The following is a 26,586-nucleotide window of genomic DNA, read 5'->3' on the forward strand; positions in this document are numbered from 1 at the left end:
GCGTCCGGTTTCAGCGCCTGCGTACGGCGGTGTCGCCACGCAGTCGCTATTACCGGGACAGCATTGCCCACTACAACACCCGAAACACGGCGTACTGCGCCGCAGATCAAGGAGTTTTTATGCGCATACAGCGCCGCCGCCTGAGGCTCGCCCGCGACCGGAAAAACCGCCGTAAAGTGCATCAGCGCTTTCGCCAGCGCATCTTTGAGCGCGATCGCAGCGCTGAACTCGCCGCGCATCCGCTGCCGCGCGTGGTGGTACTGACCGGCGCCGGCATCTCTGCTGAATCGGGCATTCGTACTTTTCGCGCCTCCGACGGCCTGTGGGAAGAACATCGTATTGAAGATGTTGCTACGCCGGAGGGCTTTCGCCGCGATCCGGCGCTGGTGCAGCGCTTTTATAATATCCGCCGCCAGCAGCTGCAGCAGCCGGAGATCCAGCCTAACGCCGCACATCTGGCGCTGGCAGAGCTGGAACAGGCGCTGGGCGATAACTTTCTGCTGGTCACACAGAACATCGATAATCTGCACGAGCGTGCCGGCAGCCAGCGCGTGCTGCATATGCATGGCGAACTGCTGAAAGTGCGCTGTGAGGAGAGTGGCCAGGTGGTGGCGTGGCATCGCGACGTGACCGCCGACGATCGCTGCACCTGCTGCCAGTTTCCGGCGCGGCTGCGGCCGCACGTGGTGTGGTTCGGCGAAATGCCGCTCGGCATGGAAGAGATCTATGAGGCGATGCAGCAGGTGGATCTGTTTATCGCCATCGGCACCTCAGGCCATGTCTATCCTGCCGCCGGATTTGTACATGAAGCCACGCTGCAGGGCGCGCATACGGTTGAGCTGAACCTGGAGCCAAGTCAGGTGGGCAATGAGTTTGCCGAAGGAAAATATGGCCTGGCGAGCGAAGAGGTACCGGCGTTTGTGCAGCGCCTGCTGCAGAGCCTGGAGCACTAAACCGGGCGCCTGTGCGGCGCCCGTTACGCCTTTCAGCGGCCCGCTTTCAGCTTCTGAAACAGCGTTTCATACTGTATGCTGGCGGCTCCGACATCATTCTGCCACTCGCCTTTTCTGATGACGTCAGCAGGCGGATAGAGTGACGGATCCTGCGCAACGGCCGCAGGCAGCAGCTTTTTTGCCGCCAGATTTGGCGTCGGGTAACCGATGGTTTCCGCCACCTGAGCTGCCACATCGGGGCGCAGCAGGAAGTTAATCAGCTTCAGCGCCCCCTCCCGGTTTTTCGCATTGGCCGGGATCGCCAGGTTATCCATCCAGAAAATGCCGCCTTCTTCCGGCCAGACAATGCTCAGCGGCGTGCCCGCCTGACGCGCCACGTAAGCGGAGCCGTTCCAGATCATACCGACGTTGACTTCGCCCTCCATAAACGGGTTGCCCGGATTATCGGAGTTAAACGCCAGCACGTTCGGCATCAGCTTTTTCAGCTCTTCTGACGCGGCAGCGATCTGCGCCGGGTCCTGCGTGTTGCCGGAATAACCGAGCTTGCGCAGCGCCACCTGGAACACTTCGCGCGCATCGTCCGTCAGCAGCAGACTCTGCTTATATTCCGGCTTCCAGAGGTCGGCCCAGCGGGTGATCGTTTTAGGATCGATCTCATCGCTGTTGACACCGATAGCGGTCGCGCCCCAGATATAGGGAATGGAGTAGTCGTTATCGGGATCGAACGGCTTGTTGAGCAGGTCGGGATCGAGATTCTTAAAGTTGCTCAGCTGCGATTTATCGATCTTCTGCAGCATCCCCTCATTGCGCATTTTGGCGACAAAATAGGTCGAAGGCACCACCAGATCGTAAGCGCCATCTTTCCAGGTTTTCAGCTTGGCGTACATGCTCTCATTGGATTCATAGGTGGAGTAGATCACTTTGATCCCGGTCTCTTTGGTAAACTGCTCCAGCAGACCCGGCGGCACATACTCTGTCCAGTTATAGAAGTAGAGCGTTTTATTGTCAGCCTGCGCGCTCTGCATACACAGCGCCATCGCTCCCGCTATCAGCCAGCAAGCGTGTTTTTTCATGGGGTATCCTCTATTGGGTTTTATCACGGAGCAGTAGCTGACTGATCGCCACCAGCAGCAGCGACAGCAGCAGCAGGATCGTCGCCAGCGCGTTCACCTCGGGTGAAACACCAACTTTCACCATGGAGTAGATCTTCAGCGGCAGGATTTCGAAACCCGGCCCGGTAACGAATGATGAGACCACCACATCATCCATAGAGAGGGTAAAACTCAGCAGCCAGCCCGCTGCCACGGCCGGCATCGCCAGCGGCAGCAGAATTTTACGCAGAATCGTCACTTCACTGGCACCGAGATCTTTTGCCGCCTCCAGCATGCGCACATCAAACCCTTTCAGCCGCGAGTAAACGGTGATCACCACAAAAGGCAGGCAGAAGGTGATATGCGAAAACAGCAGCGACCAGAAGCCGAGCGAGATCCCCAGCAGCATAAACAGCACCAGCAGGGAGATCGCCATAACAATATCCGGCGACATCATCACCACAAACAGCATCCCGCTGACAAAGGGTTTACCGCGAAAACGGTAACGGTAGAGCGCGACGGCCGTAAGCGCGCCAATCAGCGTGGCGCAGGTTGCGGAGATCACACCCATGATAAGTGAGTGCTGCGCTGCCTGAATCAGACTGTCGTTGTTCAGCAGCAGCTGATACCAGCGCGTGCTGAATCCCTGCCAGTTAATGCCAAAGCGCGAGGCGTTGAAGGAGTTCACGATCAGGATAATCATCGGAATATAGAACCAGGCATAGATTGCGGCCATAAAGCCGCCGCGTAGCAGACGCGCTATCATGAGAGATCCATACGGTTATTCAGCAGCCGCGCCGCCCGCCAGTAAAACAGCAGCATAATGCCCATCAGCAGCGTCATCACCACGCTGGTGGCTGCGCCAGAGGGCCAGTCGCGAATGTTCAGGAACTGGCTTTTGATAATATTTCCGATCAGCAGATTTCTGGCGCCGCCCATAAGGTCGGCAACGTAAAACATGCCCATCGCCGGGATAAATACCAGCAGGGAGCCCGCGACAATGCCGGGCAGAGTCAGCGGCAGAATAATGCGTACAAACGTCTGCAGCTTACTGGCACCGAGATCGCGCGCCGCTTCAAGATACGATCGGTCAAGCTTCTCCAGGCTGGAGTAAAGCGGCAGTACCATAAACGGCAGCAGGATATAGATTAACCCCAGAATCACCGCTTCAGAGGTGAACATGATGCGAAAGGGCTTATCTGTTACGCCGAGCCAGAGCAGAAAGTCGTTCAGCCAGCCGCGGGTGCTGAGAAAGATCTTCAGCCCATAGATGCGGATCAGCGAGTTGGTCCAGAAGGGGACAATCAGCAAAAACAGCATCAGCGGACGCAGCCGCGGCGAGAGGCGGGTCAGGCACCAGGCAAACGGATAGCCCAGCAGCAGACAGCACAGGGTGGCGATAAACGCCATATTCAGTGAATGCAGCAGCACGCTGGCATAGAGCGGGTCGAGCAGGCGGCGGTAGTTATCAAAGGTCAGTACCATGCTGACAAAGTGCGCATCATCGCGCGTCAGAAAGCTGGTGACGATAATCATCAGATTGGGCAGCAGCACAAACAGCGTCAGCCAGCTGACAATCAGGGCAACAATCGCTTTCTGCAGACGATTACGCATCAGTTTCATAGGGCAGTACCACCTCCCAGTCCGGCACCCAGCGGATGGCCATTTTTTGATTCAGCGAGTGGTCAAAATCGGGGTCATCTTCGTTGAAGAATTCACTGACCGTCAGCAGCTTGCCGTTCTCCAGCTCCACCGAGGACTCCAGGGTCATGCCTTTATAGCTGCGGTCGCGAACAAAACCGGTCAGATACTCGCTGCGGCTGTCATGAGCAATCTCTTCAACGCGCAGATCTTCCGGGCGCAGCAGCACGTGCAGTTTATCACCGGGCGCTACCGGAAACGGGCAGTGCAGATCGCAGGCGATGCCTTCAACGCGCGCGCGGATGGTGGGCGCGCGGTCGCACGCGATCACCTCGGCGTCAAAGACGTTGATTTCACCGATAAAACGCGCCACAAACAGGTTGCCCGGCTCTTCATAAATTTCACGCGGCGTGCCATCCTGCTCAATGCGACCGTCGCGCATCACCACGATACGATCTGACATAGAGAGCGCCTCTTCCTGATCGTGGGTGACAAAAACAAAGGTGATGCCCAGTTTGCGCTGCAGCGCTTTCAGCTCGTTCTGCATCTGACGACGCAGCTTATAATCCAGCGCCGAGAGAGACTCATCCAGCAGCAGGACTTTTGGCTGGTTAACCACGGCGCGGGCGATAGCGACCCGCTGCTGCTGTCCCCCTGAAAGCTGATGCGGGCGCCGGTCGGCGAAACTCTCCAGCTGCACCATGGCCAGCGCTTCATTAACGCGCTGAACGATCTCACCGGCGGGGCGCTTCTGCATGCGCAGACCGAATGCGACGTTCTCAAACACGGACATATGCGGAAACAGCGCGTAGCTCTGAAACACAGTATTGATATGACGCTGCTCGGCGGGCGTATCGGTAATATCGCTGCCATCCAGCGTGATGCGGCCGCTGTCGGTGGTTTCCAGTCCGGCAAGCAGGCGCAGAATGGTGGTTTTCCCGCAGCCTGACGGGCCCAGCAGAGTAATAAACTCTCCGTGTCCGATATGCAGGTTGAAATCAGAGATGATGGTTTTCCCATCGAAAGCTTTACTGATGCCAGAAAGCGTAACCAGCGCCTGTTGTGCGCATGTTTGCGTCATTTTAGTCACTCAGTCTGAAGGGATCAGGATAGCGGCTCGCTGCCGGCGACAGCGAGCCGTAGTGAAGGCGGGATAATACCTGAAAATTTATCTAATGCCATAATTTACCGCTGAATTACCTGGAAAAGAGGGCAAACTACTGAACTGTGCGTGACAGGCCAGCCGGCAATAATTTACCTGGTACACGCTATGGCAGGCAGGCTAACCTAAAGAAGAGTGATATCGCGCAACACGGCGGGCAGCTGCCGCCGCAATAATAACACCGGCTTAAACAGGGGGATAACGGATGGAACAGTTACTGGAACGCTTTCTGCGCTACGTAGCGATAGAGACGCAGGCTAAACCGCAGGCGCGGCAGGTGCCGAGCAGTGAGGGGCAGTGGATCCTGGCGCGTCAGCTGCAGGAAGAGCTGATTGCACTGGGCTTTGTCGATGTATCGCTGAGCGACCACTGCTGCGTAATGGGTACGCTGCCGGCCAACGTCGACTGGCCAGTGCCGGTTATCGGCTTTATTTCTCATATGGATACCTCGCCCGACTACACGGCGAAAAACGTCAATCCGCAGATCGTGGAGAACTATCGCGGCGGCGACATTGCGCTGGGTAACGGGGATGAAGTGCTGTCGCCGGTGATGTTCCCGGTGCTGCATAAGCTGACCGGACATACGTTGATCACGACCGACGGCAAAACGCTGCTGGGTGCGGATGATAAAGCGGGCATTGCGGAGATTATGACGGCGATGGCGGAGCTGGCAAAGGGTGACGTGCCGCACGGCGCTATCCGGGTTGCCTTTACGCCGGATGAGGAGATCGGCCGCGGCACGTCGCACTTCGACGTGGAAGGGTTTGCGGCTGACTGGGCTTACACCATGGATGGCAGCGGTCTCGGCGAGTTTGAGTTTGAGAACTTCAACGCCGCAACTGCGATGGTCTATATCACCGGGAATAACGTTCATCCCGGCAGCGCAAAGAATGTCATGGTGAATGCGCTGGATCTGGCGATGCGCTTCCACGCCGAGCTGCCTGCTCAGGAGAAGCCGCAGTTTACCGACGGCTACGAAGGCTTTTTCCATCTGCACTCTATCAAAGGCACGGTGGAGCACGCTGAGCTGATGTATCTGATCCGCGATTTTGATGCAGACAGCTATGAACAGCGCAAACAGCTGCTGGAGAACATCGGACAGCGGGTGGGCAAAGGGCTGCAGAGCGAATGTTCGGTTAAAGTCGAGATCAGCGACAGCTATCGCAATATGCGCGAAAAAGTGGAGCCGCATCCGCATATTATTGAGCTGGCGCTGCAGGCGATGCGCGACTGCGGCATTGAGCCTGACGTGAAGCCGATCCGTGGCGGCACTGACGGTTCCGCGCTGTCGTGGAAAGGGCTGCCCTGTCCGAATATCTTTACCGGTGGCTATAACTACCACGGCAAACATGAGTTTGCCTCACTGAATGTGATGCAAAAAGCGACAGAAGTGATTGTGCGGCTCTCTGCGCTGGCGGCAGAGAAGCGGACATAACGCAGAAGAGCGCCTCTCCCGGAAGCGGGAGAGGCGCATGGTTTTAATCAGCAAAGAACCAGTAGCCGCTGTTTACCAGACCGGCCAGCTGCGCCAGCAGTGACGGGTCATCCAGCGCGTCACCAAAATCTGCCAGAGCAAGTTCATGCTGGTGCGCCAGCGCGGCCAGTACCTGCGGATGCTGGCTGGTGATCTGCTCGCCATTAACATAGACGGCATCACCCAGCGTCAGTACGCGCAGGCCGCCAAGCCGCGTCAGCGTGTCACCCTGCTGCAGCGCATCGTAAATCTCATCCGGCTGATACGGCGGCTCCGGTGGCGCCACGTCCAGCTCATGGCGCGACTGCGAAATAAATTCGCCAAACCACTGGCTGAACTGCTCCGGCTGGTTGATCACATCCAGCATAACCTGACGAATGCCTTCAACTTCAGAAGGCAGGATCCGCGACGGGCAGCTGCGTGAAGGTACTTCCGGATCGCTGTAGCGATAGCTGCCCAGCTCATGAGCCAGCATATAATCAGCAAAGCCGCTGATCAGCTCGCGGCCATTTGGCGCCCGGAACCCGACTGAATAGTTGAGCGCATTTTCCAGCGAGTAGCCCTCGTGCGGGAAGCCCGGCGGAATGTAGAGAATATCGCCCGGCTCCAGCTCTTCATCGATAATGGCGTCAAACGGCGCAACCTGCAGCAAATCGGGATGCGGGCAGTGCTGTTTCATCGGGACCTTTTCACCCACGCGCCAGCGCCGGCGGCCGGTACCCTGAATGATAAAGACATCATACTGGTCGAAATGCGGACCCACGCCGCCGCCCGGGACTGAAAACGAGATCATCAGATCGTCGATGCGCCAGTCGGGCAGAAAGCGGAACGGGCGCATCAGGGCAGCAGAGCCCTCATGCCAGTGGTTAACCGCCTGAACCAGCAGCGACCAGTTGCTTTCACCCAGATGGTCATAGCTCTCAAACGGGCCGTGGCTGACCTGCCATTTGTCGTTATGGTGGCTGACGAGGCGGCTGTCCACCTCATTTTCCATCGCCAGTCCCGCCAGCTCATCCGGCGAGAGGGGATCCACGAAATTTTTGAAGCCGCGCTTAAGCACGACCGGGCGTTTCTGCCAGTAGCGCTGAATAAAGTCGGTCTGGTTGATATCGAGCTGATAATCCATACGAAGCGTTCCGGTTGGAGCAATAATTGCTGGCAAGTATAACAGTCCGCAGCCGGTTCTACTCGCGGTGATGTGTAACTTCCTGCCGCCTGAACACCACTTCCATGCGCGTGCCGCCCAGCGGGCTGGCAGAGGCGCTGACGGTTCCGGCATACTGTTCAAGAATATCCCGCACCACCGCCAGCCCCAGCCCCTGTCCCGGCCGCAGCGTATCGGCCCGCTGGCCGCGGACAAAAATCAGATCGCGCTTGCTTTCAGGAATACCCGGCCCGTCATCGTCGATAAACAGATGCAGCGCCTGGTCAGTCTGGCGCGTGCTGACTTCAATAAACTCCAGGCAATATTTACAGGCGTTATCGAGTACGTTGCCGAGCACTTCCATAAAATCGTTCTGATCGCCGACAAACACCAGCTCGGGGGGAATGTCGAGCGTGATCTCCACGCCCTTGCGCTGGTAAACCTTGTTGAGCGCAGAGCAGAGGCTGTCGAGCAGGGCGGAAACTGAGTGAAAATCACGCTGCAGCGGATTGTGGTCGGCCTGCATGCTGGCGCGATGCAGATAGTAACCCGTCTGCTGTGAAATACGGCTGATCTGCTCCAGCATCACCGGCTCCGCCTGTTCGATGGTGAGTGATTTGCCGTTGCGCAGCGATCGCAGCGTACTCTGCAGCACTGCCAGCGGTGTTTTCAGGCTGTGGGTTAAATCTGAGAGCGTGGTGCGGTAGCGGGTATAGCGCTGACGCTCGTTGGTCAGCAGCAGGTTAAGGTTGCGCACCAGGCTTTTCAGCTCCTGCGGCGGGTTGTCGCCCAGGTTTTCCCGCTGACCGGTCTCCAGCTCGCGCACCTGCGCGGTGAGATCGCCAATCGGGCGCAAGCTCCAGTGAGCGGCCAGCCAGAGCAGCGGGATCACCAGCAGCAGGTTAGCCGCCAGCACATAGCTGAACCATGACCAGACTACGTCTGAGTGCTGCAGCTCTTGCGGGATGGAATCCACCACCACAATGGTCATCGCCGGCAGGTTGACTGTCGCATCGTAGCGATTCACCGCAACTGAATGGGTAAAGGTGTCGTTACTGTTGCTGTCCAGCGCGTGCAGCTGCTGCTGCGCCTGAATGTTATCGCCTAATGCCGTCAGGCTGGTGCGGTTGCTGGTGTCAATTTCATAAAAGTCAGGCTTCAGCAGCCACTCGGGCTGAATTTTTTCCCGGATCTCCGGCACGTCGCGCTGCTGCCACAGCAGCTTGCCGCGCTCATCGTAGATAAAGACCAGCGTCGGGAAATTCAGCGTCATGCGCTCCGGCTGCGCGATGGTGAGTTTGTTATCCTGCCACTGCGCCAGAGTGAAAAAGAGGTTACTTTCACCGCGCAGCACGCGGTAGGTATTTTTATCGAAACTCACGACATAGCCGATAACCGCGACCATGCCATAGGAGAGAGAGATAAACAGGACCACGGCGGCGGTCGCCAGCAGAAAGCGGGTACGGAGCGAGAGCGGGCGCAGCTGGCGAAACCAGTTCATGGCGTCAGAGATCGAAACGGTAGCCCTGACCGCGTACCGTGTTGATCACTTCGGTCGGATGCAGTGCAAGGATTTTCTTGCGCAGGCGGCCCATCAGCACATCGATGGTATGGCTTTCGCGCAGTTCAGCGTCAGGATAGAGCTGCAGCATCAGCGAATCTTTGCTGACCACTTTACCCGCGTTGCGGATCAGCGTTTCCGCAATCGTATATTCAAATGCTGTCAGCTTCACCGGCACGTCGTTCACCGCCAGCTCGCGACGTGACAGGTCGACCTGAAACGGCGGCAGGGAGATGATCTGCGATGCGTGGCCGCTATTGCGGCGCATCAGCGCCTGCAGGCGGGCAGCAACCTCCTCAATATGAAAAGGCTTGGTAACGTAGTCGTCCGCGCCAGCTTCCAGGGCTTCAACTTTTGCCTGCCAGCCTTCGCGTGCGGTCAGTACCAGGATCGGCTGGCGCACCGCGTCGCTGCGCCAGCGGCGAATCAGCGACATGCCATCTTCGTCGGGCAGGCCAAGATCAACCAGCGCAATGTCAGGCAGATGTTCCTGAAGAAAGTAGTCAGCTTCTTTCGCATCTTCAGCGGCATCAACCTGATGCCCCATATCACGCAGCTGAACGGCGAGATGGTGGCGCAGCAGAGCATTATCTTCCACAACCAGAACACGCATACTTTTTCCTTACCTGCAAACTCAGTGATAATAAAGTGAGTATACGTGAAGGGAGCTAAACCAGAGAACAACGCAACAGGCGCGCGGTGCGCGCCTGTGCAGGCGGAATTACTTCAGGTCATCGACCATTTGCACCGCGCGGCCCAGATAGTTAGCCGGGGTCATCTGCTTCAGGCGCACTTTCTCCTCTTCCGGCAGCGCCAGGCTGTCGATAAAGGCCTGCATGCCCGCCGCATCCACGCGCTTGCCGCGCGTCAGCTCTTTAAGCTTTTCGTAGGGTTTTTCAATCCCGTAACGGCGCATCACGGTCTGAATCGGCTCGGCAAGCACTTCCCAGTTGTGATCCAGCTCATCCAGCAGGCGATCGCGATTCACCTCCAGTTTTGAGATGCCCTTCAGCGTGGACTGATAGGCAATCAGGGCATAGCCGACGCCGACGCCGAGGTTGCGCAGAACGGTTGAGTCGGTGAGATCGCGCTGCCAGCGTGACACCGGGAGCTTGCTGGCGAGGTGCTGCAGTACCGCGTTTGCCAGACCTAAATTACCCTCAGAGTTTTCAAAGTCGATAGGGTTGACCTTGTGCGGCATCGTTGAGGAGCCAATTTCGCCCGCGATGGTTTTCTGTTTGAAGTGGTTCAGTGCAACGTAGCCCCAGATATCGCGATCAAAATCGATCAGGATAGTGTTGAAACGCGCGATACAGTCAAACAGCTCTGCAATGTAGTCGTGCGGCTCAATCTGCGTGGTGTAGGGGTTCCAGGTAATGCCAAGCGAGGTGACAAACTCTTCGCTGATCTGATGCCAGTCCGCTTCCGGATAAGCAGCGATGTGCGCGTTGTAGTTGCCGACGGCGCCGTTGATTTTGCCCAGCACCTCAATGTTGCCCAGCTGACGCAGCTGCCGCTCCATGCGGTAGGCGACGTTGGCCATCTCTTTGCCCATGGTTGAAGGGGTAGCGGGCTGGCCGTGCGTACGGGAGAGCAGCGGAATATCGCGATACTCCTGCGCCAGTCCCTTCACCGCAGCGATGATTTTCTGCCAGTAGGGCGTGATAACGTCGCGGCGTGCGGTTTCCAGCATCAGCGCATGGGAGAGGTTATTGATATCTTCAGAGGTGCAGGCGAAGTGGATAAACTCAGAGACCGCCTGCAGCGCAGGCACATCAGCCACTTTCTCTTTCAGAAAGTATTCAACCGCTTTGACATCGTGATTCGTAGTGCGCTCTATGGTTTTGATGCGTGCAGCGTCAGTTTCATCAAAATTGCTGACAATCGCGTCAAGGAAAGCGTTTGCGTCAGCATCAAATGCAGGAACTTCCCTGATCTCTGCGGTCGCAGCCAGTTTCTGTAACCAGCGAACTTCCACTTCCACGCGGAATTTCAGTAAACCAAACTCACTGAAAATGGCGCGCAGCGGGCTGACTTTATCGCCGTAACGGCCATCAACGGGTGAGACGGCGGTCAGAGAGGATAATTCCATCAGTGCAACTCCTGAAACGTTAACAGATGAGGGCAGGGCAGCGTTTAATACGCCGGACCCAGCCGGGATAAAATAGCTTTGGCTTCATTCAGCAGGCGCTGACGCGAAAACATCAGCTGCAGGCGGCCACCGCCACACTGCTGCCAGAGCACCGCTGAACGGATCCCCGCCAGCAGCGCCGCGCGTACTTTGTTCTGTACCTGAGTATTTTGCAGCACCTGCGGTGAGCCGGTAACCTGAATGCGCGGGCCCAGCGGGCTGATGATATCGACATAGATGCCCGCCATGGCGCTGGTAATGGTGTCAGATTCGGGACCGTAGTGCGCCAGCTGACGATCGAGCTGGCCGATACGCTGTGCCAGCGCCGCCAGCGCGGTTTTGTTGCCGCTGAGCTTGCGCTCCAGCACCATCAGACCCAGCGTGTAGCGCGTCACTTCCGCACTGGCACCCTGACGGCTGCCGCTGTTCAGCACTGCCATCAAGGTCTCCAGACCGGTGCGCAGATTGGCTTCGTCATTACCATATACCGCCAGCGTGGAGGCGGGATTGAGATCAAGCAGGCTGCGTATGGATACCTGCAGCGCCGCGCTGTCGCACTGGCCCTGATGCGCCAGCTGCTGCGTCAGCTGTGTGGCCTGGCAAATGCCCGCCAGCGCCAGCGTAATATCATAAAAATTTTTAGCCACGCTCTACTCCTGCAGAAAAATCAGCGGCGCCGTTTTACGCCTCAGGCAGCGGCAGACGCTGCTCAATAATACCGCCACCGAGACAGACGTCATCCAGATAGAACACCGCAGACTGGCCCGGCGTCACCGCCGCAACCGCTTCATCGAAACGCACCTCGATGCGATCGTCGCCAAGCGGCAGGATTTCACACGGGATGTCACTCTGGCGGTAGCGGGTTTTAACCGTGCAGCGCAGCGGGGAGGTCACCGGCTGACGATCGACCCAGTGCAGTTGCTGGGCAATCAGGCCCACAGACATCAGGCGCGGATGGTCGCCGCCCTGGGCGACAATCAGCCGGTTACGTGCGACATCTTTGTCCACCACGTACCAGGGATCGTCATTGCTCTCTTTGCGGCCGCCAATGCCCAGACCTTTGCGCTGACCGAGCGTATGGTACATCAGCCCCTGATGCTCACCGACAATTTCACCCTCGACCGTCTCAATTTCGCCCGGTTGCGCAGGCAGGTAACGGCCGAGGAAATCGCGAAACTTGCGCTCGCCGATAAAGCAGATGCCGGTAGAATCTTTTTTCTTTGCGGTAATCAGATCCAGCTCTTCGGCAATGCGGCGCACTTCCGGCTTCTCCAGTTCACCGACCGGAAACAGGCTCTGGGCGATCTGCTGGTGGCTCAGGGTGTAGAGGAAATAGCTCTGATCTTTATTGCCATCGAGTCCGCGCAGCAGCTGGCTTTTGCCCGCCACGTCGGCCCGACGCACATAGTGGCCGGTCGCGATATAATCTGCGCCGAGGTCTTCAGCAGCGAACTCAAGAAAGGCTTTAAATTTGATCTCTTTATTGCAGAGAATATCGGGATTGGGCGTGCGCCCCGCCTTATATTCGTCGAGAAAATGCTCGAACACATTGTCCCAGTACTCAGCGGCAAAATTAATTTTGTGCAGTTTTATGCCGAGCTTGTCACACACGGCTTGTGCATCAGCCAGATCGTCTGCGGCGGTGCAATACTCCTCGCCGTCATCCTCCTCCCAGTTCTTCATGAACAGGCCTTCAACCTGGTAGCCCTGCTGCTGCAGTAGCCACGCGGAAACGGAAGAATCGACGCCGCCGGACATTCCGACGATTACTTTTTTCTGGCTGTTGTCAGACATGACGCACTCTTGATTACAGTAAAACAGGCGGCGCATTCTATCATGGAGTCACGGTATGCGCACCCTTGTGAAACGGCCAGTTAAACGGCGCCACCAGCTGTAGCGGGTAGCGCACGCCCTGTTGCCACAGCCGCACGCTCTCCGCGACCAGCGGCGAACGTAGCTGATCGGACGTAAGAATTTGCTCGGGTGTTAGCCACCAGCAGCAATCGATATCGCTGTCGAGCGGCGTGGTCACGCACGGCGCTGGCAGATCAACACCAAAGAGAAACCGCACAAAAGGTGTATTATCCGGCGCAATCCACTGCTGCACGCCAAGAAAATAGTGCAGCTCTGCGTGGATGCCGGTCTCTTCATACAGCTCGCGCAGCGCCGCTTCCTGCAGCGTCTCATCCGCTTCGAGATGGCCCGCTGGCTGATTCCAGGTCACGCGTCCGGCGACACGCTCCTCAACCACCAGCAGTTTACCCTGCGCCTGTACCAGACAGGCGACGGTTACATGAGGTTTAAACATCGTTCGCTCGCTCTGATTAACCTGCGGTTATTGAAACTCAGCGCTGATATCGCGCCACTCGCCGGGAGCAAGCCCATTAAGCTGATGCTCTCCCAGCGCAAAGCGAATCAGGCGCAGGGTCGGGAAACCGATATGCGCCGTCATGCGTCGTACCTGCCGGTTGCGCCCTTCATACAGGGTGATTTTCAGCCAGCTGGTGGGGATGGTTTTGCGTTCGCGCACTGGTGGCGTGCGCGGCCATAGCCACTCCGGCTCACTGACCGCTTCGATACCCGCCGGCAGCGTTATGCCGTCGTTAAGCTCAACGCCGCTGCGCAGCCGGGATAAATCTGATTCCTGCGGCACGCCCTCGACCTGAACAAAGTAAATTTTCCCCGTGCGCCTGCCGGGCTGAGTAAGCTGCGCCTGCAGCGCGCCATCGTTGGTCAGCAGCATCAGCCCCTCACTGTCGCGATCCAGACGGCCTGCCGCGTAGACGTCGCTGACCGGAATAAAGTCTTTCAGCGTGCGGCGCCCGGCGTCGTCGCTGAATTGCGGCAGCACATCAAAGGGTTTGTTAAATAAAATCACGCGGCGCGGGCCGACGGGACGTGCCGGGCGGCGCGCAGCGTGGCGTGACGCCGCGGTGCGTTTAGGTGGGTGAATTTTCTGAGATGTTTTTAGCATGAGCTTTGCAGTAAGTAACAATCGGCGCATTATAACGCGAAATTACGGTGATTGGCGTAGGGGAAATATTCAAGTAGTATTGACCCGCATCTTACAAATCATTAACAAAAAATCGCTCGAAGGAGAGGTTAATGGAAAGCAAAGTAGTTGTTCCGGCAGAAGGTCAGAAAATCACCCTTGATCAGGGCAAACTGAATGTCCCGCATAACCCAATCATTCCTTACATTGAGGGTGACGGTATCGGCGTTGACGTTTCCCCGGTCATGCTGAAAGTGGTTGATGCTGCCGTGAAGAAAGCCTACAACGGCGAGCGTAAAATTTCCTGGATGGAAATCTTTACTGGTGAGAAATCAACAGAACTTTACGGCCAGGATGTCTGGCTGCCGCAGGAAACCCTGGATTTAATCAAAGAGTACCGCGTTGCCATCAAAGGCCCACTGACCACCCCGGTTGGCGGCGGTATTCGCTCGCTGAACGTGGCACTGCGTCAGGAGCTGGACCTTTACGTCTGCCTGCGTCCGGTACGCTACTACAAAGGCACGCCAAGCCCGGTCAAACGTCCGGAAGAGACCGATATGGTGATCTTCCGTGAGAACTCCGAAGATATCTATGCCGGTATCGAATGGAAAGCGGGTACGCCGGAAGCGGATAAAGTGATCAAATTCCTGCGTGAAGAGATGGGCGTGAAGAAAATTCGCTTCCCGCAGCAGTGCGGTATCGGCGTGAAGCCGTGCTCGGAAGAGGGTACCAAACGCCTGGTCCGTGCGGCGCTAGAATACACCATCACTAACGATCGTGATTCGCTGACGCTGGTTCATAAAGGCAACATCATGAAGTTCACCGAAGGTTCTTTCAAGGACTGGGGCTACCAGCTGGTGAAAGAGGAGTTTGGTGGTGAGCTGATTGACGGTGGCCCGTGGATGAAATTCAACAATCCAAATACCGGCAAAGAGATCATCGTCAAGGATGTGATTGCAGATGCTTTCCTGCAGCAGATCCTGCTGCGTCCGGCAGAGTATGACGTTATTGCCTGTATGAACCTGAACGGCGACTACATCTCTGACGCCCTGGCGGCACAGGTTGGTGGTATCGGTATCGCACCTGGCGCAAACATCGGTGACGAGTGCGCGCTGTTTGAAGCCACGCACGGGACTGCACCAAAATATGCGGGTCAGGATAAAGTGAACCCGGGTTCAGTGATCCTGTCTGCTGAGATGATGCTGCGTCACATGGAGTGGTTTGAAGCGGCTGATCTGATTGTCAAAGGTATGGAAGGCGCAATTGCGGCTAAAACCGTGACCTATGACTTCGAACGTCTGATGGATGGCGCTAAATTGCTGAAATGTTCAGAGTTTGGCGACGCGATCATCAGCAACATGTAATCTGCTTCAGGCAGAGTGGAAAACGGGAGCCACTGGCTCCCGTTTTTTATTCGCCTGCTGTATCGCTCTGACGCAGCGTCTCATCGCGCGCCTGCGACAGGCGCCAGAAATCGTGGCCGCCCGGATGCTGATAAATCCGCAGGGCGAACTGTCCGACGATGGCATAGATATACTCAAATATCGCTGACTGTGAATCTTCGTAATCAGCCCACATGACGGAAGAGGTAAAGCAGTAGACCTCAACCGGTAGCCCTTCGGGTGAGGGTTTGAGTGCCCGTACCACGATATACATATCTTTCTTAATATCATCGCGCTGCGTCAGCCAGGCGGTCAGATATTTACGAAATATGGTCAGATTAGTCAGGCCATTTTCGGCAAACCAGCGGTCGCCTGGCGCGCTGGGTTCACGTCCATCCATCAGCACGGAAAGCTGCTCACTGACCCCGCGTATCTGCATCATCTGCTGCACCAGCTCATAGTCCAGAAAGCGAATTGAGGTCTGGTCAAGATAGAAGCTGCGCATGATACGCCGCGCACCGGAGGAGAACATTGCCTGCCAGTTGGTATAGGTTTCGGTCAGAAAATTCTTCGTGGGAATGCGCGACAGCGTGTTGTCCCAGTTGCGAATAGTAATGGTGTGCAGCGCAATATCGATGACCTCACCACTGATGCCGTTATCCGGCATCTCAATCCAGTCACCAAGCTGCAGCACATCATTGGATGAAACCTGAATGTTGGCCACCAGCGACAGCAGCGTGTGCTGAAATACCAGCATGAGAACGGCCGCCACCGCACCCAGACTGGAAATAATAATCACCGGCGACTTATTCGACATAATTGCCAGGATCATGATCGCAGAGAGGATGTGCACCAGAATCTTACCGATCTGGATATAGCCTTTAATCGAGTGATTTTTACGCCGCGACTTTTTGGTATAGGAGATGTTGATGATCTCCAGCACTTCCGTAAAGAACAGCGAAAGATAGATAAAAAACAGAATGCCGCAGATGGTCTTGACCGCAATCTGCAGATGCTGCGGCAGACCCGGCATAAACTGCAGCAGATAGTAGACGATAATGACCGGAATAAAATTAGAGAGTTTTTCCGACAGGCGGACATCTTTATCCAGCGGTACCTGATTTTTATGCGCGCTGAAAAAGACTTTACGCACCACCTTTACCACAAAAAATTTACAGATAAAGTGCGCAATCATCGCCGCCGCGACCAGCAGCAGCAGGCTGACCGTTGCCGCAAGCGCCGTGTCACCGGCAAGAAAATTCTGGAATGTATAGAAGTAGCTCATGTTAATCAGTAGCCGGTCCGGGGTGGCGGGAATTCAAGCATAAAGCCGTACGGGGCGATAAGCGACGCGTGCGCAATTGCGGTGTCAGTCAGAAAATAGTTCAGCACCGCTGACTGTCGGCTGCAGTTATACCACTAAGCCCGCCTGACTGACGAGCGGCATCAGATAATTACCCGTGCCATCTGCGCGCTGGCTAGTCTCATAGTTTGAAGCAGTTAACATCCTGAACCGGATAGCCGTGCCTTTTGCAGCAGAAGCCGCTATCGTCAGCGCTCAGTATCGGGGGAGAGACTATGCAGGGTATCGTGAAGTTTGTGAAAGGCTGGCTACTTTTTTCACTGCTGTGGGGCGTGTTTATGTGGTTTGTCTCCTGGCAGGCGCAGGGAAAAGAACCGGGCATGGCAGTGGTAATGAGTCTGTATGCGGGATTAATCTATCAGGCGCTGCGTACCATGGTAGCGCGCTATAAAGCACGACGCGCGGCGGCGTAAGCGCAGGAACAGCGGGGCCGGCTGGCCCCGCTGACCAGATTATTTGCGGCCCAGCAGGAAACCGACGATCACGCCGATGCTGGCAGCCACGGCCAGACCCGTAGTCGGGTTGTCACGGACCGACCTCACCACGCAATCAGCTGCATCCTGTACGGCATAGCTCGCCTGCGCCGGATAGCGCCGTGCTGCACCTTTTGCCTGATGACGGGAAGAACCCGTCAGTTCGCCAAATTTCTCCTGAACTGCACCTGCTGCTTCATTCAATTTTGCTTCCGCTTTGTCAGTCATGTTGACTCCCTGATAGTGGTGAATGTCACTTTCAGCGTAGTCAGAGAATGGCGGACCGGCAACCCGACAGCGGTAAAGGTTATGTAACAATCTCTGTTTAACGACGCTTGTTCAGGAACGGTTTACCCCTGACGGCAGCGCCAGGAGGGGTACCAGCTTACCAGGAAGTGGCGTAAATGATCAAAACACCACTCAGCATCCTCGGGCTGCTGGCAGTAAAACCGGACGGTCACTTTTTCATAGCGCTGCTGACGCAGGTGCAGCGGCGACCAGCCCCAGTCCAGCACGGCGCGCGCATAGTTGACCAGCGAGCCGGCAGGCATCTCATGCTGACTCTCCTGACAGCCGAGGTAGTGCTCAAAGCGTGCTTCCAGCTGTTCAGCTTCATCATGCGTATGCAGTACATCCGGACGAAAAGCGATGTCGATAAATCCGCAGACGCTGTCTTCACGCTGCTGACGATCGCAGGCGAGCGTCATAAAGAGTCCCTCCTGCAGATTCACCTCTTCCAGCAGCCGGCGCATATTTTCAGAATCATTACCCGCTTTAATTTCGTCGATCCGCTCGGGCTGCTGCGTCAGATCAAACCCGCAGGGATTCACTGAGCCATCTTCATTGGTGGTGGCCCGGAAGGGGAAATCGATGTAGCCGTTATTATCGAGACTCTTTTCCATTATCGGTATCTGCCGCAAGCGTAAACCCTGACAATAAACTATCCCGCGGCGGGGTGCACGGGCTATGGACACTGCCAGGTGATCATGGTGTTTTCGTAAGGATTGATAAGCCGGAACTGTTTATCGCTCAGGCGCTGGGCATAAAAACCTTCGGTCGTAATGGCAGAGGGGATATAGCGGAAGCGATCGGTCGAGTGGAGCGGGCCACTGCTAACCGTGACGTTGTCACGTCTGACGGAGAAAGCGGTCGCCAGATCAAAAATCCAGGCGTGAGTGTTTCCCAGCGACTGACCATAAATCGTGGTCACCTCACCGGGACAATCCACCCCTTTTGGCGTCGAGCTGCAGCCTGTCAGCGCAATAATAATGATGAAATAAGTCAGTCTTAACATGGTCCTGTTCCTGGTTCTTTCCCTGTCTGACAGTGGCACGATAACGCGTATCGCTTATATGAGCATAGCAGGTCTGGCTGCACTTCCCATTTGCATTTTGTTTAACTGTTAAGCGGTAAGCAGGTAAGGGGGTGACTTTGGTAGCAGATAAACGGTATTCTTGCCAGCGCAGTGCACCAGACAGGAAAAAGACAGGGTAATTGAATGAGAGAAGAAGAAGCCAGCTTAATGATTCTTCAGCAGGCGATAGATCAGCTGGACGCCGATAAGAAAAAACAGGTCATAAACTGTGTTACGGCGATCCACAATGTGATGCATAAATTCGATCCAGAAGATGCCGGACTGGCATTGATGCTGGTGGCCGCTCAGGTGGCCGCAGAGTAAGCTTCAGGCCGATGCAATATCGGCTTTGTTTCTGCTTTATTACTATGTAGATGTTCGGCGCGCCCGCTCTGATGCACGGCACGCCATGCATTAATCTGCTTCCCGCTATGTTACCCTGCGAACCTTTACATCACACTCAGGCGAAAACAGCATGAAAATTCTGGTTATAGCCGCGGGCCTGCTGGCCTGTCAGATTGCGCCGGCATGGAGCGAAAGTGAATTTCAGATCACCTGTCCGGGGCGGGCCACGATGACGGTATCCCGCGCCAGTTACGGGCTCAGCACGCTGATGTGGCCGAAGCGGCATTTTCAGGTGGCCGCCGGACAACAGCGTTTCCACCTTGAAGGGGGCGACAGCGTTGCCATCACGCGGTTTCGCAACGGCGACCGGCTGGTCATCAATAAAGAGAGCGGTGAAACCTTTTTTGTTTATGCGCAGAGCGACAAACTGGTTCCCTGTCAGCGTTCAGTGAAGCGCGATGCCGCCATCGTCTCTCTCGATCGTTATGACGATCGTCAGCACGCCTCTTCTTAACACCGACAGGAACAACACCATGTCACTCAGCGTTACCGACAGCGTTACTGCGCAGGATCTCGACGATATCAGACAGGGTCTTAACGCGTTCAACAGCCGCTTTATTGACGTCAGCGAGATCAAAGTGCTGGGCGTGTTTATTCATGATGCAGACGGCGGGAAAATAGCAGGCCTGACAGGATCAACCTGCGGTAACTGGCTGCGTATCGACATGCTGTGGGTCAGTGACGCGCTGCGCGGGCAGGGGGCCGGCACCCGGCTGATAACGGCAGCAGAGAACGAAGCGCGGGCGCGGGGTTGCGTCTATGCGCAGGTGGATACGGCAAGCTTTCAGGCGCGTCCGTTCTATGAAAAACAGGGTTATCAGCTCCGGTTCAGCCTGAATAACTATCCGCGCCATCATCAGCGCCACTATCTCACCAAAGCTCTCTGACTACAGCAGCGGCTGCTGTCGCAGATCCAGTGGCGACTGCTCCGCTTCGTCAATCGCTGCCAGCCAGCCGGACAGGTCTGTCTTTACCCATGAAAGGTGACCCCGCGTGGTGCTCATCAGCACCACATCGGGTCGCAGCGTGCGGTAGAGTTCCAGCGACTGCTGCAGCTCGGCAGAATTACTGTCAGGCTTGAGCACGCTGATCCAGCGGTTGTAGTCGCAGGTGAGGGTGTCGCCGACAAACAGATAGGTCTGCCCGAGCGGAGAGTGGTAAAGATAGCTGCTGCTGCCCGGCGTATGGCCCGGCGTTGGCAGCAGATGGAAGTCGCCAAAATGCACCTCCCTGCGGCTAAAGGTTTCATCCGGCTCAACCACCAGGCTAACCGGCCCCAGCGAGCGGCTGTGGCAGTAAAGCGCACTGCTGAAGCGCTGCTGAATAAGCCGTGCTCCCGGCGCCGCCTCATGCCAGTGCGTAAGATAGTGACGAATAACGCCACCCGCCTCTGCCAGAAACTCATGATCAAGCGGATTCTCAACCCGGCCAATCAGCAGGTTGCCGCGCGGATGCCGCAGCATAAAGCCATGCATCATCAGGTCATTAGCGGTCTCTTCAGCGGGAAATTCCGGTGTGGAGATCCATAAGTCTTCATAAAGCGGCTTCAGAGGGCGATCTCCTGCATGTCATATTATCGCAGCACCGGATGTCCGGTGATGCTGAGCCGCGCGTTGCCGGCACTCATATCAAGCGTAGCATGCGCACCCAGCGGCAGCGTGACGGTATCAGGCGCATGTCCAAACGCCAGATCGCTTATCACCGGCAGCTGATACTCATCGCGCAGGCGCTGCCAGACAGTGTCGAAACCGAAGCCGTTATCATAGGCGCTGAGGGAGGTACTGGTAAAACTACCGGTAATAATCGCCTGCTGACGCGCCAGAATGCCGCACTGCTGCAGCTGCAGCAGCATGCGCTCGATGCGAAACGGATGTTCATTGACATCTTCAATCACCAGAATGCCGCCTTCAATCTGCGGCAGCCACGGCGTACCAATCAGCGCGCAGATCATCGCCAGGTTACCGCCCCACAGGCGGCCCTGCCAGCTGCCGCAGTCCGGGCTTTCACTCTGCCAGTTTACTCTCAGTTCCGGAGAGGAAATGGCCTGCCAGAAATGGTGTTCGGTAAACGCTGAAACGGGATCCGCGCCGAAATTACCGGCCAGCATCGGGCCGCTGAAGCTTATCAGGCCGGTCTGCGCCAGCAGCGCCAGCTGAATAGCGGTAAAGTCACTGTGGCCGCACAGCGCGACTGGCTCACTGCTGAGACGCTGCGCGATACTGCGGTAATCCAGCTTGTCCAGCAGGCGGGTCGCACCGTAGCCACCGCGCACTGCCAGAATAATGTCCGGCAGCGGGTCTGATGCAGCCAGCGCATTGATATCCGCCAGACGTTCTGCGTCCGTACCGGCAAAGCGCTGAAAGCGGCGGGCAACCACTGCGCCATTCTCCACCCGGTGGCCTGCATGCTGAAGCCGCTCAATGCCGCGCCGGGCAGCATCCTGGTTGTGGCAATAGCCAGAAGGGGCGATTAAACGAAAGGAACGGGCTGGGTGCATTGCGCTTTTCCTGCTCTCTGCTTAAGTGTGCATAGTGACAAACTGCGTGAACGGCGTCACGACAGCAAAATGAATTTTGTCATTTTCAGAATAACGGTAATTTTACTGCCGGCCGTCATGGCTATGATAGCCTGCGCCTCTCTTATAGCGGAACCTGAAAAACAGTGAAATTTCGACTACTTATGCTCTCTGCTTTACTGCTGGCAGGCTGTGCCAGTGAACCGGAAAAACCCAGAGTGCCTGAGCGCAATACGCCTCTCACTCAGGCTCCGCCCTCAAAAATTAATGATGCCTGGGCGCTGTTTACAGAAGATGCTGCCACTCATTATGGCGTTGATGAGAAGTTAATCAGCGCCATTATCAGTGTCGAATCGGGCGGTAATCCTGCTGCAGTAAGCCGCTCTAACGCGGTGGGTCTGATGCAGATCAAAGCCTCGACGGCGGGGCGCGAAGTCTATCGCGTGCAGGGCCGTCACGGGCAGCCCTCAACGGCCGAGCTGCGCGATCCGGCTAAAAACATCGATATCGGGGTCGCCTATCTGCGTATTCTGCAGGAGTCGGCGCTGGCCGGTATCCGCGATCCGCTGACGCTGCGCTACGCCACCATTGTCTCCTATGCCAATGGAGCCGGTGCGCTACTGCGCACCTTCTCACGCGACCGCGACCGCGCCATTGCGATGATTAACGCGATGTCGCCGGATGAGTTTTACCAGCACGTGCAAAACAAACATCCGGCCGCGCAGGCACCGCGCTATCTGTGGAAAGTGACCACCGCCTACCGCACAATTGGCTAGCGCGCGGTGCGCAGCTTAGCGCTGCGCACTCTGTGCCGGTGCTTCGTTGGACGCATCGCTGAGATTGATACGCGGCAGTACCCCACCGGTAAACTCGACGCGGCGCATCGGGAAGGCGAAGCGGATCTGCTTCTGCTCCAGCTGCGCCATCAGCTGCAGGTTAATCTCCTGCTGAATATCCATATAAACATTGTAATCCGCGCTCAGCACGAAATAGACCACTTCGAACGTCAGCTGCGACTCATCAAACGAGAGAAAGTGCGCCCGGTCAAAACGGGTGTCGGGCACGCCTTCGATAATCGTTTTCACCATGCCGCCAATCTGCCGCACTTTCTCCGCCGGCGTACCGTAGTTAATGCCGAACTTAAACACGATGCGCCGCTGCTGCATCCGTTTGTAGTTGTGGATCGTCTGCTGTAACAGAATGGTGTTTGAGCAGACAATCTGTTCGCCGCCGAGGCTGCGCAGACGCGTGGTTTTCAGGCCGATGTGCTCAATGGAACCCGCGATATCGCCGAAAACTATAAAATCACCGTGCTCAAACGGTTTATCAAAGCCGATCGCCAGCGACGCAAACACATCGCTCAGCACGGTCTGAATCGCCAGCGCAATGGCGATACCGCCGACGCCTAAACTGGCCACCAGTGCGGTAATGTCGATCCCCATGTTGGAGAGGATCGCCAGCAGCATCATTACCCATACCACCACCCGCAGCAGAATGCCGAGGATCACGGTGGTGACCGGATTACGCACGTGCAGCGGATCGCGCAGCATGCTTTTCAGCCATAAACGGATGCCGCAGTCGATCCAGAGGGTGAACTGCAAAATCAGCGCGAGGAACCAGCTGTGGGCAATCGCCACGCTCCAGTTGGCCGGCAGGTCCGCAAACTTCAGCGAAATCAGCAGGGAGAAGATTAGCAGCAGCGACTGGCTGGTGCTGCGCAGGATCTCAACAAGAATGGCGGTGAAGCGCACGTGGCGCTGTTCGCTGTAGCGGGCGATACGATTCGACACAAAGCGGATAGCGGTGCGCAGCAGCCACCAGACGATAAGGGTGCCAAAGAGGATGATAGCGCTGTTGATCCAGACGGTTTGATTAAGAAAAATGCGTTGCCAGCCAGAGGCTGAAAGCCAGTTTTCCATGGGGGAGTTTCTCCTTGCCGGGCGCTGGTTAAAATAAAGGGCAAGGAGAAGCATAGCCTGTCTGAGATATCCTGCAGGCGTAACGGCAGTTACTGAAAGCGGCTCGCCTTATCACGTGCCAGCCGTTCAAGCGCGAAGATCACCTGCTGCAGCTGGCGCTCCTGCACGGGCTCAATGGCAGTGAAACGAAAGCTCAGCCGCGGTATTACGCAGGCTTCGCCTTTACGGACTACGCTGCGCTCGCCAATATGCAGCAGCTCTGCGGTGACCTCAAACTGACCAAATTCACCCAGCTCAACCCGCAGCTGGCTGAACTTATCCCCCCGGGTAAGGCCCTCCGGCAGCGGCCCTTCCGGCAATACCCCGACCCCGCCCAGCGAAAGATCCTGCAGGCGAAAGCGCGCCGGGCTGCCGTCCGGCCACCGGGTGTAACACCAGAAAACCGGCTCCAGCGGGGCGTTGATACGGAAAAATTCGCGGCGCTGGATTTGCCAGGCGCACGCCGGCAGCGGTGCGCTGAATGCGGGTAAGCCTTCATATTCAACCAGCGTCAGGGCAGCGAGGGTGAACTCAATTTTGGCGCCGTAGGTTTCGGCGCAGACGCTGAAGTCGGGACTCTCCAGCACCCACTCATTGCTCAGCGCATTGCTGCCCAGATCGAAAATGATGCACTCCTCATCGGCAACCAGCAGGCGGCTGATAAACTGCCCGCGATTAAAGGTCACCATTAGCGGAGTTTGGTAGCGCGACAGATCCCTCATCACATTCAAAACCGCTAACGTACCCCGCTTGAGATACTGTTCGTTATCGGCATCTTTCACATCCTGCTCCCCGCTGCTGCGCATATCATCGTTATGCGACGATTATCGGCGTAACGCTCTGAAGCTTTAGCGGCTGGCTGATGATTAAAGCGGCAGTCGCGCTGCAGGGAAAAAAATCCCGTCTATACTTATCGCAGTGAACACCTTGATTCATAACGTAAGGAGCAACAAATGGGTATTCTTTCATGGATTATTTTTGGTCTGATCGCCGGTATTCTCGCTAAGTGGATTATGCCAGGTAAAGATGGCGGCGGCTTTATCCTGACCGTGGTACTGGGTATTATCGGTGCGGTTGTCGGCGGCTGGATCAGTACCCTGTTTGGTTTTGGCAGAGTTGACGGGTTCAACTTCGGCAGCTTTGTTGTTGCGGTGATCGGCGCCATTGTCGTGCTGTTTATCTACCGTAAAGTGCGCAGTTAATTCTGCCCGCATAAAAAAAACCGCGGCCCCGGGGCTGCGGTTTTTTTTCGGCTGTAGCCGGTGCGAAATTAATTCGCACGCTGCAGCGCCGGCATATCAGGGATATCACTGGCGCTGTTACAGGTTTTTTCTTTCGGGCAATATTTATCCAGCAGCATCAGCGTCACGCCGTTGGTCCAGCCAAAGCCATCCTGCAGCGGATATTCGCCGCCACCGCCACCGCCCAGCTGCGCGCCCTCAACCACATATTTTTCTACCAGCTTATGCTCTTTGTCATAGGTCTGCTGGACGTTTTGCAGAAAGCGCTGGCCAATCTGTCGTGCCAGCTGCGGCTGGTTATAATGCTCCAGCCCCTCTACCGCTACCCACTGCAGCGGAGCCCAGCCATTAGGTGCATCCCACTGCTGGCCATTATTGACCGTGGTTGTCACCAGACCACCAGGTTTAAGCAGCTGTTTTTCAACTGCAGAGGCGGTACGTTCAGCCTGTTTATCTCCGGCCAGCTGCATATAGAGCGGGAAAAGAGCGGCCGCCGTTAGCTGGTTGTGAACCTGTTTTTTACTGAAATCGTAATCAGCATACCAGCCCTGTTTCTCATCCCACAGATAACGATTGATTGCGGCCTGGCGTTTTTCTGCCGCCGCGGCAAACGCTTTTGCCTGGTCATCCTGTTTTGCCAGCCTGGCTGATTTTGACAGCGTCTGCTCCAGATGAAACAGCAGGCTGTTGAGATCGACCGGCACCAGCGCTGTGGTGCGGATCGAAGCGAGACTATGCGCATCGGTAAACCAGCGCGAGCTGAAATCCCAGCCCGACGCCGCGCCGGCGCGCAGATCGCGCCAGAGCTGCGGTTTGTCACGTTCCGGGGTTTTTTCTGCCGTCTTCACATCGTCCAGCCAGGATTCTGTACGCGGCACGTCGCGTGCGTCCCAGTAGCGATTAAGCAGGGTGCCATCGGAGAGCTTTACCACCCGCTTGCTGGCGTGACCGGCCGCCACGCTGTCGCTGTCAGCCATCCAGTAGTCATACTCTTTCTGCAGCTGCGGCTGATAGTGCCGGTAAACCTCATCGCCTTTATGCGTGGCCAGCAGGTCCACCATCAGGCTAAAGAACGGCGGCTGTGACCGGCTGAGATAATAGCTGCGGTTGCCGTTAGGGATATGCCCGTAGCGATCGAGTTCGGTGGCAAAGTTATCGACCATATCCTGCACGCGGTCCCAGTTACCGCTTTCCGCCAGGCCCAGCATGGTGAAATAGCTGTCCCAGTAATAGACCTCGCGGAAACGCCCGCCCGGCACAACGTAAGGTTTCGGCAGCGGCAGCAGTGAATCATACTGGCTGGCATCAGGCGTGCTGCGCGTCAGCACCGGCCACAGACCGTTGATATGCTCACGCAGGCTCTGCCCGGCGGGCGGTACATATTTATCCTGCTCTTTGGGCAGGGTAAAGTTCATGTCAACGAAGCGTTTGAGATCGAAATTGCGCTGCTTCTTTTGCATCTGCCAGTCAGCGAGAATCGAGGCGGGATCGTATTTCGGGATCGCGTCAGCAAAGGTTTTCTGATCGGGATAGAACTGCGCTTTCTGCACGGCGCTGAAGAGCGGCCCCAGGCGTACATCGGGCGGCTGCGGCTGCTGGCTCAGCATCCGGCTTCCGGTTTCGGCATGGGCCAGCGTGCTGGTTGCCAGCAGGGCAGTGGTAAGCAGCAGAGAGAGGCGCGCGGGCATCAATATGACATTTTTTCTCATCGGTTTTTCTCCTTGTCCGAAAACGTGGTGCGCTAAC

At 56.5% G+C, this 26,586-nt stretch carries 30 protein-coding genes; 9 read left to right on the plus strand and 21 right to left on the minus strand.

What is annotated here, in order from left to right; all coding sequences use genetic code 11:
* The first annotated feature begins 119 nt into the window (after window positions 1–119).
* Entirely contained in the window at window positions 120–953 is an 834-nt protein-coding gene (cobB, locus tag B4M48_RS07935) for a Sir2 family NAD+-dependent deacetylase (RefSeq protein ID WP_071668743.1), read from the plus strand.
* 32 nt (window positions 954–985) lie between these two features.
* Here the strand turns inward: cobB and potD are convergent, their stop codons facing one another.
* The 4 genes from potD to potA are packed head-to-tail and all read right to left on the minus strand — an operon-like array spanning window position 986 to window position 4,766.
* Window positions 986–2,026 carry a spermidine/putrescine ABC transporter substrate-binding protein PotD gene (potD, locus tag B4M48_RS07940; RefSeq protein WP_283341228.1) on the minus strand — a complete coding sequence of 347 codons (1,041 nt, stop codon included), beginning with the start codon at window positions 2,024–2,026 and terminating at the stop codon, window positions 986–988.
* A gap of 10 nt (window positions 2,027–2,036) precedes the next feature.
* Window positions 2,037–2,810, minus strand: a complete 774-nt coding sequence (gene potC, locus B4M48_RS07945) for a spermidine/putrescine ABC transporter permease PotC (RefSeq protein ID WP_039383882.1) — start codon at window positions 2,808–2,810, stop codon at window positions 2,037–2,039.
* Window positions 2,807–3,658, minus strand: a complete 852-nt coding sequence (gene potB, locus B4M48_RS07950) for a spermidine/putrescine ABC transporter permease PotB (RefSeq protein ID WP_199181684.1) — start codon at window positions 3,656–3,658, stop codon at window positions 2,807–2,809. Before potB ends, potC begins: the two co-directional genes overlap by 4 nt.
* The gene (potA, locus tag B4M48_RS07955; RefSeq protein ID WP_039383885.1) at window positions 3,651–4,766 is read right to left on the minus strand and encodes a spermidine/putrescine ABC transporter ATP-binding protein PotA; all 1,116 of its coding nucleotides are present in this window, start codon (window positions 4,764–4,766) and stop codon (window positions 3,651–3,653) included. Before potA ends, potB begins: the two co-directional genes overlap by 8 nt.
* A gap of 286 nt (window positions 4,767–5,052) precedes the next feature.
* Between potA and pepT the strand changes: the two genes are divergently transcribed.
* Complete coding sequence (gene pepT, locus B4M48_RS07960) at window positions 5,053–6,282, plus strand: peptidase T (protein ID WP_039383887.1); 1,230 nt, start codon at window positions 5,053–5,055, stop codon at window positions 6,280–6,282.
* Between the two features lie 43 nt (window positions 6,283–6,325).
* Here pepT and B4M48_RS07965 read toward each other — a convergent pair whose 3' ends face one another.
* The 8 genes from B4M48_RS07965 to rluE form a co-directional block, all read right to left on the minus strand.
* A complete protein-coding gene (locus B4M48_RS07965) occupies window positions 6,326–7,447 on the minus strand; it encodes a cupin domain-containing protein (RefSeq protein WP_039383889.1) in 1,122 nt (373 codons plus the stop codon).
* 58 nt (window positions 7,448–7,505) lie between these two features.
* Window positions 7,506–8,966 (minus strand): two-component system sensor histidine kinase PhoQ, encoded by a 1,461-nt coding sequence (gene phoQ / locus B4M48_RS07970; RefSeq protein WP_071668747.1) that lies wholly within the window; start codon window positions 8,964–8,966, stop codon window positions 7,506–7,508.
* A 4-nt stretch (window positions 8,967–8,970) separates the two neighbouring features.
* Complete coding sequence (gene phoP, locus B4M48_RS07975) at window positions 8,971–9,639, minus strand: two-component system response regulator PhoP (protein ID WP_039383893.1); 669 nt, start codon at window positions 9,637–9,639, stop codon at window positions 8,971–8,973.
* Between the two features lie 108 nt (window positions 9,640–9,747).
* Complete coding sequence (gene purB / locus B4M48_RS07980) at window positions 9,748–11,118, minus strand: adenylosuccinate lyase (protein WP_039383895.1); 1,371 nt, start codon at window positions 11,116–11,118, stop codon at window positions 9,748–9,750.
* A gap of 44 nt (window positions 11,119–11,162) precedes the next feature.
* Window positions 11,163–11,804 (minus strand): high frequency lysogenization protein HflD, encoded by a 642-nt coding sequence (gene hflD, locus B4M48_RS07985; protein ID WP_039383897.1) that lies wholly within the window; start codon window positions 11,802–11,804, stop codon window positions 11,163–11,165.
* 34 nt (window positions 11,805–11,838) lie between these two features.
* The gene (gene mnmA, locus B4M48_RS07990) at window positions 11,839–12,951 is read right to left on the minus strand and encodes a tRNA 2-thiouridine(34) synthase MnmA (RefSeq protein WP_039385800.1); all 1,113 of its coding nucleotides are present in this window, start codon (window positions 12,949–12,951) and stop codon (window positions 11,839–11,841) included.
* A gap of 40 nt (window positions 12,952–12,991) precedes the next feature.
* A complete protein-coding gene (locus tag B4M48_RS07995; protein ID WP_039383899.1) occupies window positions 12,992–13,465 on the minus strand; it encodes an NUDIX domain-containing protein in 474 nt (157 codons plus the stop codon).
* 27 nt (window positions 13,466–13,492) lie between these two features.
* The gene (rluE, locus tag B4M48_RS08000) at window positions 13,493–14,131 is read right to left on the minus strand and encodes a 23S rRNA pseudouridine(2457) synthase RluE (RefSeq protein WP_394662128.1); all 639 of its coding nucleotides are present in this window, start codon (window positions 14,129–14,131) and stop codon (window positions 13,493–13,495) included.
* 131 nt (window positions 14,132–14,262) lie between these two features.
* Here rluE and icd point away from each other — a divergent pair, with 131 nt between their 5' ends.
* Window positions 14,263–15,513, plus strand: a complete 1,251-nt coding sequence (gene icd / locus B4M48_RS08005; RefSeq protein ID WP_039383903.1) for an NADP-dependent isocitrate dehydrogenase — start codon at window positions 14,263–14,265, stop codon at window positions 15,511–15,513.
* A gap of 46 nt (window positions 15,514–15,559) precedes the next feature.
* On the opposite strand, the gene B4M48_RS08010 is transcribed toward icd, so the two are convergent.
* Entirely contained in the window at window positions 15,560–16,816 is a 1,257-nt protein-coding gene (locus tag B4M48_RS08010; protein WP_039383905.1) for a mechanosensitive ion channel family protein, read from the minus strand.
* A 293-nt stretch (window positions 16,817–17,109) separates the two neighbouring features.
* Between B4M48_RS08010 and B4M48_RS08015 the strand changes: the two genes are divergently transcribed.
* On the plus strand, window positions 17,110–17,307 hold the full coding sequence (locus tag B4M48_RS08015; RefSeq protein WP_039383907.1) for a DUF6404 family protein: 198 nt from the start codon (window positions 17,110–17,112) through the stop codon (window positions 17,305–17,307).
* Window positions 17,308–17,346: 39 nt separating this feature from the next.
* Here B4M48_RS08015 and B4M48_RS08020 read toward each other — a convergent pair whose 3' ends face one another.
* The 3 genes from B4M48_RS08020 to B4M48_RS08030 form a co-directional block, all read right to left on the minus strand.
* Entirely contained in the window at window positions 17,347–17,595 is a 249-nt protein-coding gene (locus B4M48_RS08020; RefSeq protein WP_065649559.1) for a DUF883 family protein, read from the minus strand.
* Between the two features lie 122 nt (window positions 17,596–17,717).
* Window positions 17,718–18,269, minus strand: a complete 552-nt coding sequence (locus B4M48_RS08025) for a hypothetical protein (RefSeq protein ID WP_039383911.1) — start codon at window positions 18,267–18,269, stop codon at window positions 17,718–17,720.
* Between the two features lie 62 nt (window positions 18,270–18,331).
* The gene (locus B4M48_RS08030) at window positions 18,332–18,661 is read right to left on the minus strand and encodes a hypothetical protein (RefSeq protein WP_039383913.1); all 330 of its coding nucleotides are present in this window, start codon (window positions 18,659–18,661) and stop codon (window positions 18,332–18,334) included.
* A 204-nt stretch (window positions 18,662–18,865) separates the two neighbouring features.
* Here B4M48_RS08030 and B4M48_RS08035 point away from each other — a divergent pair, with 204 nt between their 5' ends.
* The 3 genes from B4M48_RS08035 (at window position 18,866) to B4M48_RS08045 (ending at window position 20,013) form a co-directional block, all read left to right on the plus strand.
* Complete coding sequence (locus tag B4M48_RS08035) at window positions 18,866–19,045, plus strand: hypothetical protein (RefSeq protein ID WP_039383915.1); 180 nt, start codon at window positions 18,866–18,868, stop codon at window positions 19,043–19,045.
* Between the two features lie 151 nt (window positions 19,046–19,196).
* Complete coding sequence (locus tag B4M48_RS08040) at window positions 19,197–19,580, plus strand: hypothetical protein (protein ID WP_039383917.1); 384 nt, start codon at window positions 19,197–19,199, stop codon at window positions 19,578–19,580.
* A 19-nt stretch (window positions 19,581–19,599) separates the two neighbouring features.
* Complete coding sequence (locus B4M48_RS08045; RefSeq protein ID WP_039383918.1) at window positions 19,600–20,013, plus strand: GNAT family N-acetyltransferase; 414 nt, start codon at window positions 19,600–19,602, stop codon at window positions 20,011–20,013.
* On the opposite strand, the gene B4M48_RS08050 is transcribed toward B4M48_RS08045, so the two are convergent.
* The gene (locus B4M48_RS08050; protein WP_288656948.1) at window positions 20,014–20,676 is read right to left on the minus strand and encodes an MBL fold metallo-hydrolase; all 663 of its coding nucleotides are present in this window, start codon (window positions 20,674–20,676) and stop codon (window positions 20,014–20,016) included. It lies immediately after the preceding gene.
* 23 nt (window positions 20,677–20,699) lie between these two features.
* The gene (gene ldcA / locus B4M48_RS08055; protein WP_039383921.1) at window positions 20,700–21,623 is read right to left on the minus strand and encodes a muramoyltetrapeptide carboxypeptidase; all 924 of its coding nucleotides are present in this window, start codon (window positions 21,621–21,623) and stop codon (window positions 20,700–20,702) included.
* Between the two features lie 164 nt (window positions 21,624–21,787).
* Between ldcA and emtA the strand changes: the two genes are divergently transcribed.
* On the plus strand, window positions 21,788–22,417 hold the full coding sequence (gene emtA, locus B4M48_RS08060; protein WP_082032656.1) for a membrane-bound lytic murein transglycosylase EmtA: 630 nt from the start codon (window positions 21,788–21,790) through the stop codon (window positions 22,415–22,417).
* 15 nt (window positions 22,418–22,432) lie between these two features.
* Here emtA and B4M48_RS08065 read toward each other — a convergent pair whose 3' ends face one another.
* Window positions 22,433–23,560 carry a mechanosensitive ion channel family protein gene (locus B4M48_RS08065; protein ID WP_039383923.1) on the minus strand — a complete coding sequence of 376 codons (1,128 nt, stop codon included), beginning with the start codon at window positions 23,558–23,560 and terminating at the stop codon, window positions 22,433–22,435.
* 89 nt (window positions 23,561–23,649) lie between these two features.
* Window positions 23,650–24,381, minus strand: coding sequence for a flagellar brake protein (locus tag B4M48_RS08070; RefSeq protein ID WP_071668912.1), 732 nt, complete (start codon window positions 24,379–24,381; stop codon window positions 23,650–23,652).
* 171 nt (window positions 24,382–24,552) lie between these two features.
* Between B4M48_RS08070 and B4M48_RS08075 the strand changes: the two genes are divergently transcribed.
* Window positions 24,553–24,801 carry a GlsB/YeaQ/YmgE family stress response membrane protein gene (locus tag B4M48_RS08075; RefSeq protein ID WP_039383925.1) on the plus strand — a complete coding sequence of 83 codons (249 nt, stop codon included), beginning with the start codon at window positions 24,553–24,555 and terminating at the stop codon, window positions 24,799–24,801.
* A 68-nt stretch (window positions 24,802–24,869) separates the two neighbouring features.
* On the opposite strand, the gene treA is transcribed toward B4M48_RS08075, so the two are convergent.
* On the minus strand, window positions 24,870–26,549 hold the full coding sequence (gene treA, locus B4M48_RS08080) for an alpha,alpha-trehalase TreA (protein WP_052246482.1): 1,680 nt from the start codon (window positions 26,547–26,549) through the stop codon (window positions 24,870–24,872).
* Between the last annotated feature and the right edge of the window lie 37 nt (window positions 26,550–26,586).

This window comes from Pantoea sp. UBA6567, from assembly GCF_002434165.1.
Taxonomy (GTDB): Bacteria; Pseudomonadota; Gammaproteobacteria; order Enterobacterales; family Enterobacteriaceae; genus Pantoea; species Pantoea eucrina.

Excerpts from the sequence above, each read along its gene's own strand:
- cobB (WP_071668743.1), top strand. The coding sequence starts at position 120 with ATGCGCATACAGCGCCGCCGCCTGAGGCTCGCCCGCGACCGGAAAAAC.
- potD (WP_283341228.1), bottom strand. The coding sequence starts at position 2,026 with ATGAAAAAACACGCTTGCTGGCTGATAGCGGGAGCGATGGCGCTGTGT.
- potC (WP_039383882.1), bottom strand. The coding sequence starts at position 2,810 with ATGATAGCGCGTCTGCTACGCGGCGGCTTTATGGCCGCAATCTATGCC.
- potB (WP_199181684.1), bottom strand. The coding sequence starts at position 3,658 with ATGCGTAATCGTCTGCAGAAAGCGATTGTTGCCCTGATTGTCAGCTGG.
- potA (WP_039383885.1), bottom strand. The coding sequence starts at position 4,766 with ATGACGCAAACATGCGCACAACAGGCGCTGGTTACGCTTTCTGGCATC.
- pepT (WP_039383887.1), top strand. The coding sequence starts at position 5,053 with ATGGAACAGTTACTGGAACGCTTTCTGCGCTACGTAGCGATAGAGACG.
- B4M48_RS07965 (WP_039383889.1), bottom strand. The coding sequence starts at position 7,447 with ATGGATTATCAGCTCGATATCAACCAGACCGACTTTATTCAGCGCTAC.
- phoQ (WP_071668747.1), bottom strand. The coding sequence starts at position 8,966 with ATGAACTGGTTTCGCCAGCTGCGCCCGCTCTCGCTCCGTACCCGCTTT.
- phoP (WP_039383893.1), bottom strand. The coding sequence starts at position 9,639 with ATGCGTGTTCTGGTTGTGGAAGATAATGCTCTGCTGCGCCACCATCTC.
- purB (WP_039383895.1), bottom strand. The coding sequence starts at position 11,118 with ATGGAATTATCCTCTCTGACCGCCGTCTCACCCGTTGATGGCCGTTAC.
- mnmA (WP_039385800.1), bottom strand. The coding sequence starts at position 12,951 with ATGTCTGACAACAGCCAGAAAAAAGTAATCGTCGGAATGTCCGGCGGC.
- B4M48_RS07995 (WP_039383899.1), bottom strand. The coding sequence starts at position 13,465 with ATGTTTAAACCTCATGTAACCGTCGCCTGTCTGGTACAGGCGCAGGGT.
- rluE (WP_394662128.1), bottom strand. The coding sequence starts at position 14,131 with ATGCTAAAAACATCTCAGAAAATTCACCCACCTAAACGCACCGCGGCG.
- icd (WP_039383903.1), top strand. The coding sequence starts at position 14,263 with ATGGAAAGCAAAGTAGTTGTTCCGGCAGAAGGTCAGAAAATCACCCTT.
- B4M48_RS08010 (WP_039383905.1), bottom strand. The coding sequence starts at position 16,816 with ATGAGCTACTTCTATACATTCCAGAATTTTCTTGCCGGTGACACGGCG.
- B4M48_RS08015 (WP_039383907.1), top strand. The coding sequence starts at position 17,110 with ATGCAGGGTATCGTGAAGTTTGTGAAAGGCTGGCTACTTTTTTCACTG.
- B4M48_RS08020 (WP_065649559.1), bottom strand. The coding sequence starts at position 17,595 with ATGACTGACAAAGCGGAAGCAAAATTGAATGAAGCAGCAGGTGCAGTT.
- B4M48_RS08025 (WP_039383911.1), bottom strand. The coding sequence starts at position 18,269 with ATGGAAAAGAGTCTCGATAATAACGGCTACATCGATTTCCCCTTCCGG.
- B4M48_RS08030 (WP_039383913.1), bottom strand. The coding sequence starts at position 18,661 with ATGTTAAGACTGACTTATTTCATCATTATTATTGCGCTGACAGGCTGC.
- B4M48_RS08035 (WP_039383915.1), top strand. The coding sequence starts at position 18,866 with ATGAGAGAAGAAGAAGCCAGCTTAATGATTCTTCAGCAGGCGATAGAT.
- B4M48_RS08040 (WP_039383917.1), top strand. The coding sequence starts at position 19,197 with ATGAAAATTCTGGTTATAGCCGCGGGCCTGCTGGCCTGTCAGATTGCG.
- B4M48_RS08045 (WP_039383918.1), top strand. The coding sequence starts at position 19,600 with ATGTCACTCAGCGTTACCGACAGCGTTACTGCGCAGGATCTCGACGAT.
- ldcA (WP_039383921.1), bottom strand. The coding sequence starts at position 21,623 with ATGCACCCAGCCCGTTCCTTTCGTTTAATCGCCCCTTCTGGCTATTGC.
- B4M48_RS08065 (WP_039383923.1), bottom strand. The coding sequence starts at position 23,560 with ATGGAAAACTGGCTTTCAGCCTCTGGCTGGCAACGCATTTTTCTTAAT.
- B4M48_RS08075 (WP_039383925.1), top strand. The coding sequence starts at position 24,553 with ATGGGTATTCTTTCATGGATTATTTTTGGTCTGATCGCCGGTATTCTC.
- treA (WP_052246482.1), bottom strand. The coding sequence starts at position 26,549 with ATGAGAAAAAATGTCATATTGATGCCCGCGCGCCTCTCTCTGCTGCTT.